Source organism: Clostridium sp. AM28-20LB, assembly GCF_003480665.1.
In the GTDB taxonomy this organism is placed as follows: Bacteria; Bacillota; Clostridia; order Lachnospirales; family Lachnospiraceae; genus Otoolea; species Otoolea fessa.
Genome location: NZ_QUJN01000020.1, coordinates 451 through 726, shown reverse-complemented (window position 1 = coordinate 726; position 276 = coordinate 451). Strand labels below are relative to the sequence as shown.

The 276-nt window shown below is 34.4% G+C and carries 1 protein-coding gene; it reads left to right on the top strand.

Annotated elements, in window-relative coordinates:
* Positions 1-105: 105 nt before the first annotated feature.
* Positions 106-276 (top strand): transposase (locus DW739_RS15260; RefSeq protein WP_243023802.1); only part of this gene is annotated, 171 nt, incomplete at its 3' end.

The following is a 276-nucleotide window of genomic DNA, read 5'->3' as shown; positions in this document are numbered from 1 at the left end:
GTATAATAATTCTCATCCTTTGATAGTAATGCCGTAACCGGCATACAATAAAAACGAAAATACGTTCGAATAATGGTTGCGCATTACATTTCGATATGATATACTATATGTATGAAAGAAAATCTTATACATTATAGGACTTGTGTGTGTAATATTAACTACCATATGGTTTGGTCGGTGAAATACAGACGGAAGATATTAACCCCAGAAGTTGAGAAATACCTACAGGAACTCGTGCAGCAGATAGCTGACGATAAAGGTTTTACCGTTCATTTA